Raw genomic sequence first — 10,672 nt, 5'->3', positions numbered from 1 at the left:
CATTCACGGGTGAAAGTTTCCGGCTCAAGCAAGCGATGGAGCGAATTCCGCAGTGACCATTCATCTGGCAAGCGGTCTCGGCATTTTTGGCAGCAAGTTTAAGCATTTTTCGCTTGCAAAAAACAAAGCACTACTATCAAACAAATGGACACGGGGATGTCGTTGCGTTAACGGATGCATCTGGGAATCAAGTTAATACGTACACCTATGATATTTGGGGCAATCCGCTAACCACGCAGGAGTCAATTGAGCAACCATTCCGTTACAGCGGTGAGTTCTGGGATAGTAGCACAGGATTGCAGTATTTGCGGGCGAGGTGGTATGATCCGAGTGTAGGACGGTTTATAAATGAGGATACGTATGAAGGGGATATTACGAATCCGTTGAGTTTGAATTTGTATACGTATGTGCATAATAATCCGTTGAGATACATTGATCCTACCGGGCATTGGTGTACCTCCGCTGATGGAAAATGGTCAGGACCTGGGGGATGCGATGGCGGTATTCTTGACGAAAAAGTTAATAGAAGCGTAGGAACTTCATTCTACATCGATGACAACAACGCAACAAATTTCAGCAGACAGATTGTTGAGAACGGGATTGCTAAAGGAAAGTGGTATCCAGAAGGGTCAGTCCGATTTGAAAATGATCCTACGGGCATTTCTGATGCTTTTATTGGTTGTGCTTATGATAGTCAATGTGGAGGCTTTGTAACGGGTGGGATTGCCTCTGCTCCTTCTATCTACAATGGCGCAAAAGAAGGTGCTTCAAAAGCTTGGAATTGGGTGAGAGGTCTAATTTCAGGAAGTAACGCTTTAAAGGTAGGTAATGAAATAGAGGGGCTGGGTGTTATTGTTAATTCCCCTGGACAAACTATTACCAGTTACAGTAAACACGCCCTTGAACGAGCTGCGCAACGTGGAGTATCAGAAGAATTAATGAATAGTACAGTAGCTAATGCCCGTTTGGTATTAGACCAAACAAAGACAGACACATATCTTTATCTTACAACAGAAGCGGTAGTTGTGTTAAATAGAAGTGGTAAAGCGATAACAGCATATGGAAAAAGTTATTTTGACGAGACAATTCAAGCTATTGTAAAGAGGCTGAAGTAAATGAGTAATAAGTCGGAAGAAGTGTATTATTGCCCATTATTACAAACGAAGATTGAGTTAGGGTTATGTCTCGATATTAATTACGAGCGTAAGAAATTGTTCAAAATTGGAATATTGGAGGAACTAGGGAAATCAACAGATTATACAAACGAAAAATGTGAAAAATGCCCACATAATCCATTTAGGCAATAATAGCCAATAGCCCAAAACCACAATGTGACTAACTTGCGTTGTGGTTTCTTTTTTGTCCCTGCACGCAACCACCGAACCAAGGTAACATCAACAATTTTTCGCTGGAGGTTTTGTTGTTGCTGACTTCGTTAGAAAAAGAAGCGCTACCTATTTGTCTGCTGATAGGAATCGAATTGGATGACATGCGAACACAGATACTCTTGCTTTGTCGAGATGCCACTGCGAACTTTCCTTTGAGCATGGAAGGACGCATACAACTGCGGCGCGGCGACAGCAAATCATCCAAGAAATTCAGAGTTTGCGGTCGCACCGCGATGATCTACGGATTGGCGGGCGGCGTTAATAATTGTGCCCATATCGTGAAAGGGCGACTCAATTGCATATTGCCAATCATCCCCCTCCCAAGGTAACATCAACAACAATTTACGTTGGGAGGGCATACTATTGTCACAGCAGCAATTACCAGATTGGATGAAGCCCGCTTGACGAGGGGTTTAATGAGTTGGCGCATATCAGCAGCAAGCTGGATGAAGCCGCTCTGTCGCATGCTAAGCAAGTGGATGCCGAGCAGCAGTTAAAGCAGAACTTACGCCGATGCAGTTTCAACTCATTCTCCAACGAGAAGAAACGCTGAACTATCGAAATGCATTGAAAAAGTACGGACGTACCATGCAGGACTTAAGGACGATCATGCAAATGGCGCCAATCTTTTATCGCGATTGATGTGTCCACAATAAGAACGGGACACGGCTATCATGAGCTCACGTCCCGCTCTTATTTATCTCTTAGCCGTTCTTCTCCGCTTTCTCGTAATTCTTCATCCTCTACCAGCTTGAAAAAATCGGATTGCTTGAATTCCAAGCCCTTTGCAGAGGTCGAATATTTCGTAATGGAAGGCTTATTTCTCCCAAACTCGATCTACATCGCATTCATGCGCCAGAGCCTCTTGACTTATGCCTTGCTAGAGACATATCGGTTTCACGGTTTTCTTCATTATTTGCTTGATAATATGTTCCTTCATTTCCATCTCTATCTTTCAAAAACTCCATTGAAGAGCAGATATCTTTCCTTGCCGTAATAAAGGCCCACAGCGTCCAAATAGAATGTACCGGCCCCATTTCCTTCAAGAGCCTCTATATAAACGTGTAAGCGGGCCCATGTCGTATTCGCTGGTATAGTCCCGGCAAAGGTTAAAGTGGTGTACCCTTGCGTTTTGGTATTCAGTTCCTTTGTTTGCCCACCTACAACGCCTCCATTTCCATCCATAAAGCTCAAACTATAGACCACCTTCGCTTTAGTTAGTTCGGTGATATTGATTTGGCTACTAAATACATAATCCTTATTTTCTTCCACACTAGCGTCTTGATAAAGATACGCTCGTCCCCCAACAGGAACATTTGTCACCTTCATTTGTTGAGCTTTCTCTCCACTTGATGAAGCACTCGATACTTGATAATTTTCTACAACTCCTGCTGTTACCGATGTTCTCCATCCATCCGCTACTCCATTTCCTTCGGTGTACCTTTCGAATCCCCCGTTGAAGAGCAGATTTCTTTCCTTGCCGTAATAAAGACCCACAGCATCCAAATAGAATGTACCGGCCCCAATTCCATCAAGAGCCTCTATATAAACGTGCAAGCGGGCCCATGTCGTATTCGCTGGTATAGTCCCGGCAAAGGTTAAAGTGGTGTACCCTTGTGTTTTGGTGTTCAGTTCCTTTGATTGCCTCCCTACAACGCCTCCATTTTCACCCATAAAGCTCAAGCTATAGACCACTTTCGCTTTAGTTAATTCGGTGATATTGATTTGGCTGCTAAATACATAATCCTTATTTTCTTCCACACTAGCGTCTTGATAAAGATACGCTCGTCCCCCAACAGGAACATTTGTCACCTTCATTTGTTGAGCTTTCTCTCCACTCGATGAAGCACTCGATACTTGATAATTTTCTACAACTCCTGCTGTTACCGATGTTCTCCATCCATCCGCTACTCCATTTCCTTCAGTGTACCTTTCGAATCCCCCGTTGAAGAGCAGATTTCTTTCCTTGCCGTAATAAAGATCTACAGCATCCAAATAGAATGTCCCGGCCCCAATTCCATCAAGAGCCTCTATATAAACGTGCAAGCGGGCCCATGTCGTATTCGCTGGTATAGTCCCGGCAAAGGTTAAAGTGGTGTACCCTTGTGTTTTGGTGTTCAGTTCCTTTGATTGTCCCCCTACAACGCCTCCATTTTCACCCATAAAGCTCAAGCTATAGACCACTTTCGCTTTAGTTAATTCGGTGATATTGATTTGGCTGCTAAATACATAATCCTTATTTTCTTCCACACTAGCGTCTTGATAAAGATATGCTCGTCCCCCAACAGGAACATTTGTCACCTTCATTTGCTGAGCTCTTTCTCCACTCGATGAAGCACTCGATATTTGATAATTTTCTACAACTCCTGCCGTCACCGATGTTCTCCATCCATCCGCTACTCCATTTCCTTCGGTGTACCTTTCGAATCCCCCGTTGAAGAGCAGGTTCCCATCCAATTGCTTTTTGAGAAGATTCCCATTTTTGTCATACTTATATGAAATACTACCTACACTGGGCAGAAAAGAGGTAAGCAATTTACCGTTTTGATCATAAAAATATTGAACTGATAAGGCATTAGCATTAGATGGAGCAATTAATATTAAAGAAATTAATCCAATAATAAAAGAAATACGTTTGATCAAGTTATATGCATCTCCCTTAGAATAATAATTAATGGTTTATTTGGCAGGTACTTGCCTTGCCTTCAGTTTTTCACAAAGTTGTGATCAAGTGGTCACCCCTCTAATTCAGTTTTCTCCAAAACGTCTTCGTTTTCCTGCTCCCTGGCAGCTTTATTTTGACAAGCTTGTTCCAAGAGGCTTAGCAGTCAGCCGTCTGTTACTAAGCCTTAGTACCAACAATTATTATTGCTGAAAAGACATAATACGACAAAACATCCTAAGGAAAAATGTCATAATTGCATGATATATTAGAGAGAACTGTATTTTATTAGAAAGTGGTATCATGTCTCCCAGGCTATGAGGTTTTTATACATTACTCTAGTTATAGAAATTTCATGACTTATGAAAAGTAACATGCCAAATTAGAAAAGCAGCAAGGCCTATGCGTCTTTGAATCTGTACTTGCCAATTTCGAGGAGGAAAGTTTAGTGTTCTATAATCGTCGTTTGTACCTGTCGTGGCTTTTAGTTGTCGTACTTGTTTTTTCAATACCTTTTCCTATCTCGGCCACTCAAGTCGGAGATATTCGGCTTGAGAAGCTCGAAAGTGTCACACAAGATGTATATGAACCTCGAACTGTTGCACGCACGGCTTATCAAGCTCCATCTGCGTTAAACCATACAGAAGTTCCAAATAGTGCAGCATCCGGCTTTAGCTCGGTACAAGGGGCTAACAACTGGAGCTATCAGGAATGGGATGGTAGTACCTTTACGGATATGATGTGGGATGCGGTGAACAACAGGTGGAAGGGGACGAGTACTTATAATTTAGTGTTTGCATCAGAACAGCATCCAGACGTAAAGGATTCCGTTCGTAAGTGGACGGCTCCTGTTCCAGGAGAGGTACGGATTACAGGAAACGTAAGAAAAGCCAACACCAGCTTCGGAGACGGCGTACAGGTTAAGATCATGAAAAACCAGACACAGCTATGGCCAACCTCAGGATGGCAATCTATCGCATTTAATGACGGAATCGGCTACAACGTAGATATTTCAACTAATGTGCTAACCGGCGATGCCCTTTATTTTATAGTCAATAAAAAAGAGAACAATTATGCAGACAGTACGGCTTGGAATCCGGTGATCACCTATTTGGGAGATGCAACCCCTCCATCTTCTCCGAGCAATCTGAGGATGACCGACCGAACATCATCCACGATCAGTTTAGGTTGGGATGCATCCATGGATAATACGGGGGTTGCCAGTTACGAGGTTTTCTCGGGTAGTACTTATCTTGGACGAACGAACGCGACAAGCTTCATCGTCGTCGGAACCGACGAGACGATAGGTTATACATTTACGGTGAGGGCGATAGATTCCTATGGTAACGTTTCCTTGCCAAGCCAACCTTTAATGCTAAGTCCGGATATGGATATGGACTATATGTATGATAAGAACAACCGTATGACATACATGACGACATCTACTGGACTTATTCTGGCTATGAAGTACGATAACAATGGGAACATGATCTCGCGCAAAGTGCAGCCATCGCCCAGTGTAGTCGTTCCGCAATATCTGGATCTCTCCTCGGCATCTTATGATATCTATGCTTACGGAATGCCGACTGATGCGGTGCATTTGGTATTTCCAACATGGACTTCGTATAACGGACAAGATGACCTTGCCTGGCTGCCTGGGGAGAAAGTAGCCCCAGGGGTTTGGAAAGCAACTGTTGCGTATGCAGATCACCACATGGAAACCGGCAACTATGAGACGCATGTCTATGTAGGTAGTACATTGTTCGGCGTGGTTACAGCGATGGTAAACCCAATTTCAGTGGCAATTGATATTCCATCCACTGTTAACCTTAGCAACGATTCTTATGATATCGTAATCGATGGAGTGAACCCTGAAGTAGCACGTGTGGAATTCCCTACGTGGACTGAGGCCAATGGCCAAGACGATCTCGAGCATCCTTATATTGCAGGGTATCGGATTGGAGAGCGTAAGTGGAAGATCACCATTCCATTCAGCAAGCATAATTACGAAACCGGTACTTATAATACGCATATTTATTCGGTGGACGCATACGGCAACAAGGTGATCCTTGGAGGAGTTGTTACGCAGGCCCAGGCAGGAATCCGAATTCCGACCTTGCTGGATACGACGATGCCTTCTTATGATATCTATGCTTATGGGGTTCCGGGTACTGCTTCCAGTGTTGTATTCCCAACATGGACGGTTGCCGGAGGTCAAGATGATCTTAAGTGGGTGCAGGGACAGAAGGTGTCGCAAGGTGTGTGGAAGGCTACGATTGTGTTGAGCGAGCATAATGGGGAAGCCGGTTTGTATGCGACGCATGTATATGCAGACAATGTGCTTGTCCACACGGTATCGGCGATGGTAAACCAAACATGGATATCCAGTAATGTTCCTTCAACGGTAAGCTTGAGCAGCGGCTCTTACGATATCGTGATCGACGGAGTGAATCCAGAGGTAACGGGGGTGATGTTCCCTACCTGGACTGAAGCCAATGGTCAAGATGACCTGGAACATCCTTATATTAAGGGGCATCGAATCGGGGAACGCCAGTGGAAAGTTTCGATTCCGTTCAGCAAGCATAGCTATGAAACCGGTAAGTATATTACACATGTGTATTCATTAGATGCCTATGGGAATTCGGTTTTGATAGGGGTATTCTCCATTCAAGTGCAAGTGTGATTAGTTTGGAGGGAAAGCATGAGAATTATATCTATAAGCCTAGTGTGCATTATCATGATCTGTCTATTTGGTTTCCCCGCGCTAGCTCAGTCAACTGATGCAAATACCTATGATTCTGCAGGTAGATTACTGTATACCTCTCATTTGACAGCGAGCAAATTCATTGAATATAAATATGACCAAAATGGCAATGCCATTAAAAAAAAGACATGGGGAGCACTAGCTTACAAAGACATGTCAAGTATCTTGTTAGGGAATACCGGGAGTTTCGAAAGTGATAGCAATCAGGATGGAATAACAGATGGATGGTTAGTCGAAGGGCAAGTCAGTGCGAGTTTGATTGCTGACTCGAGATACGGGAGCAAGAGCCAGCAATTGCAGATTAATGGATGGGGCTCTTTCAAGAAAGAAATAGGATCAATAAGTCCAGGAAAACATTTTCTGGTTCTTATTGATTATAAAACGAACGCTTCTAACACAGTTTCGATGCGTGTTAATGATACGCAAACTGACTGGGGGCTAAATCTCGGCTACCAGTACTTTATCACCGATAATACTTGGAGAACAGCCTACGTAAAGTTTAATTCTACGGGAAATCCCATCACCATAACTGGAGCATATATGGATGTCGGAAATTATACGGTAGCTGTGGATGGCTTACGTCTTTTTGAGATTACGGCGTCCGTATATAATCAAATCGATATCTCTTCGGAATTAAGCGGGACCAATCTAACAAGTAAATTTATTTACGGTGACATACTAGATGATGATGGGAATTTTGAAAAAGATGCAAATCACGATGGGATTGGCGATGGCTGGATATTAGATGGGCACAGTACTCCAAGCTTAAGCAGAGAGTCGAAGTACGGGAATACAAGTCAGCAATTGCAGACTGGGAATGGTTGGGCATCAATGTATAGGGAGATAGGTCCTATATCTGCAGGTCGTCATTTTCTAGTTCTCGTTGACTATAAAGCAAGTGCATCCAATACAGTTTCGTTACGAGTAAATGATACAAAGACTGACTGGGGATTGAATCTGGGATATCATTATTTTACTGCAGATAATACTTGGAGAACCGCTTATGTGAAGTTTAAATCAACAGGGGCTCCGATTTCTTTAATAAGTTCGTATATTGATCCTGGCCCAAGCACCGTTCATATCGATGGGCTTCGTCTTTTTGAAATAACAGAAGAACTATATCAAAAAATCGGCATTGAGAACGAGTATACAGGAGCAAGGTTAGTAGAAAAATTCCCTTTTGATTCTTTTATTGAGAGGTAGCTGACGACTTTATGATTCAGAATGCTATCAGATTTCTACGAAAATAAAGGGGGAAGGGGTCAACCGATGTTTCGCAAATGGGAAAAAGTTATTTTAGTCGTATTAGCCATCACAATAATATCAGTTCCAACTTTATCAGAGTCAGTTGCTGCTTCGATGAATGCGGTCGCTAAAATGGACTTGGTAAACAATGAAAGTAATAGTTATAAGGATGGATACCATTATTTTTATGATAATACTGGACGCTTAGCTTACATTACAAATCCCGCGGGTGAGGGTATTCTATTTGAATACGATATGAATGGAAATTTAATAAATAAGCTGAGTCAAGAAAAATATAAAACCATTGAGGATGATCTAAACGATTGGAGTAAGACATATAGCCATACGAGCAATTTATGGTTGGATGGAAGTAACTCACAGTATCTCGACGGTGATACTTCCCGGGCAATGCGATTAGCATCGACGAATGAAGAAATTGTATGGAACCAGGTAGGGATGAAGACATTCCAGGCAGTGACCTATTTTGTCGAAGAACCAATTTCGCCATTTGATCTGTATACGTCCATGGATGGGGTCAACTGGAGAATGGAAAATCCATTAATAACAATGGAGAAAGCAGGATCAAATTGGACGAAGTATACCTACACACTGAGCAATCTGACAGCAGTGAATTATGTAAAAGTACGTTGGAATAATACAACGGGAAATTCATGGAGTCCACAGATAGGTAAAGTCATCATGAATTACGATCCGACTGTGCAAACAATGGTAGATGATCTAAACGATTGGAGTAAGACATATAGCCATACGAGCAATTTGTGGCTAGATGGAAGTAACTCACAGTATCTCGACGGTGATACCTCCCGAGCAATGCGATATGCGTCTACAAATGAAGAAATAGTATGGAACCAGGTAGGGATGAAGACATTTCAGGCAGTGACCTATTTTGTCGAAGAACCAATTTCGCCATTTGATCTGTATACGTCTATGGATGGGGTCAACTGGAGAATGGAAAATCCATTAATAACAATGGAGAAAGCAGGTTCAAATTGGACGAAGTATACCTACACACTGAGCAATCTGACAGCAGTGAATTATGTAAAAGTACGTTGGAATAATACAACGGGAAGTTCATGGAGTCCACAGATAGGTAAAGTTATCATGAATTACGATCCGACTGTGCGAACAATGGTAGATGATCTAAACGATTGGAGTAAGACATATAGCCATACGAGCAATTTATGGTTGGATGGAAGTAACTCACAGTATCTCGACGGTGATACCTCCCGAGCAATGCGATATGCGTCAACAAATGAAGAAATAGTATGGAACCAGGTAGGGATAAAGACATACCAGGCAGTGACCTATTTTGTGGAAGAACCAATTTCGCCATTTGATCTGTATACGTCTATGGATGGGGTCAACTGGAGAATGGAAAATCCATTAATAACAATGGAGAAAGCAGGTTCAAATTGGACGAAGTATACCTACACACTGAGCAATCTGACAGCAGTGAATTATGTAAAAGTACGTTGGAATAATACAACGGGAAATTCATGGAGTCCACAGATAGGTAAAGTCATCATGAATTACGAAAAAACACACGTTGATACAGAATAGCAATAGCATGGCACAAACATTGATATTTTTTGATGCATAGACTAATAAGGAGGGCTATGACTGCAAAGAAGACATAGCCCCTTTGGTTTGACAGCAGGAAAATTCGTGAAAATACGCTGTATAAGACTCTTTCAGACATAGAAATCAAAGCATACCATGCAAATATTGATATGAAAAAACGGGGAGGGAAGCTTGGGGTTATGAGGGACACTATTTCAAAATTAGGTCTGTTTTTTTCTCTTTTACTTGCTTTATATATTTGTCCTTCTGCAATAGCTATTACATATGATTACGATGAGAGTGCTCGACTTGAACGAGTTAATTTCATTAATAATGACATTCAGCAGCAAATTCATTATACATATGATAGCAATGGTAATCTGATCTCACGAGCAAATGAAAGAAACAATATTACGATATTTGATTCCTCCTTCGAAATATCAGAGTCTCCTTGGGCAGGAGTTTCGCCGGCATCAGCTTTTTTTATACAAACGAATACGGTAAAAGAAGGTCAGAGAAGCATCCAGTTCCATAGCGAAACGCCAACGGTAGCTACCGCTGATTATGGACGCCTTGAAGTAACCGGAAATACAACGTATACGTTAAGTGCCTGGATAATGAATAAAACGACAGCAGGACATTTTTATATTGACTGGTTGGAGTATAACGAAGAGGGAATTCAAATCTATGACGGAGGTACCCTTTACACGCCAGTTTGTAATGCTCCCCATTGTCAAGACACGAATTTCTGAGGAATAAGTTATGTCCTCCTTCTCGTGGGCCTAGTTTTTAGGATGCGATTTCTTCGATACAATGGGCGTAAAATTGATCAGGCCTCGCATCTTTAAGAGATTGATGAGGGCGTTCCTGGTTATAAAATTGGACATAGCGAGCTATCCCTTTGCGTAGCGCACGAGGGTCTTCGTATTCATTCAAATAGATGCACTCGTATTTGAGCGAGCGGAAATATCGCTCTGTGCGGCTGTTATCCGTTGCCCGGCCCTTGCCATCCATGGATACCTTGACGTCTTC

The 10,672-nt window shown here is 42.4% G+C and carries 8 protein-coding genes; 6 read left to right on the top strand and 2 right to left on the bottom strand.

Annotation, left to right across the window (positions count from 1 at the left end):
- Nucleotides 1–86 precede the first annotated feature (86 nt).
- Entirely contained in the window at nt 87–1,115 is a 1,029-nt protein-coding gene (locus GSF01_RS30250; RefSeq protein WP_328803716.1) for an RHS repeat-associated core domain-containing protein, read from the top strand.
- 694 nt (nt 1,116–1,809) lie between these two features.
- A complete protein-coding gene (locus GSF01_RS30160) occupies nt 1,810–1,941 on the top strand; it encodes a hypothetical protein (RefSeq protein WP_268893752.1) in 132 nt (43 codons plus the stop codon).
- Between the two features lie 395 nt (nt 1,942–2,336).
- On the opposite strand, the gene GSF01_RS28570 is transcribed toward GSF01_RS30160, so the two are convergent.
- Nucleotides 2,337–4,031, bottom strand: a complete 1,695-nt coding sequence (locus GSF01_RS28570; RefSeq protein WP_159888665.1) for a carbohydrate binding domain-containing protein — start codon at nt 4,029–4,031, stop codon at nt 2,337–2,339.
- Nucleotides 4,032–4,498: 467 nt separating this feature from the next.
- Between GSF01_RS28570 and GSF01_RS29975 the strand changes: the two genes are divergently transcribed.
- From GSF01_RS29975 to GSF01_RS28550, 4 genes are all read left to right on the top strand, one after another.
- Nucleotides 4,499–6,733 carry a GBS Bsp-like repeat-containing protein gene (locus GSF01_RS29975; protein WP_159888664.1) on the top strand — a complete coding sequence of 745 codons (2,235 nt, stop codon included), beginning with the start codon at nt 4,499–4,501 and terminating at the stop codon, nt 6,731–6,733.
- A gap of 18 nt (nt 6,734–6,751) precedes the next feature.
- Nucleotides 6,752–8,017, top strand: a complete 1,266-nt coding sequence (locus tag GSF01_RS28560; protein WP_159888663.1) for a hypothetical protein — start codon at nt 6,752–6,754, stop codon at nt 8,015–8,017.
- Between the two features lie 66 nt (nt 8,018–8,083).
- Nucleotides 8,084–9,640: a hypothetical protein gene (locus GSF01_RS28555; RefSeq protein ID WP_159888662.1), complete on the top strand. Its 1,557-nt coding sequence runs from the start codon at nt 8,084–8,086 to the stop codon at nt 9,638–9,640.
- Nucleotides 9,641–9,840: 200 nt separating this feature from the next.
- A complete protein-coding gene (locus GSF01_RS28550; protein ID WP_159888661.1) occupies nt 9,841–10,392 on the top strand; it encodes a hypothetical protein in 552 nt (183 codons plus the stop codon).
- Nucleotides 10,393–10,429: 37 nt separating this feature from the next.
- On the opposite strand, the gene GSF01_RS28545 is transcribed toward GSF01_RS28550, so the two are convergent.
- Nucleotides 10,430–10,672 (bottom strand): integrase core domain-containing protein (locus GSF01_RS28545; RefSeq protein ID WP_159888660.1); only part of this gene is annotated, 243 nt, incomplete at its 5' end.

The sequence above is a fragment of the Paenibacillus puerhi genome (genome assembly GCF_009846885.1).
GTDB classification, from domain to species: Bacteria; Bacillota; Bacilli; order Paenibacillales; family NBRC-103111; genus Paenibacillus_G; species Paenibacillus_G puerhi.
This window is presented reverse-complemented; position numbering and strand designations above follow the sequence as displayed.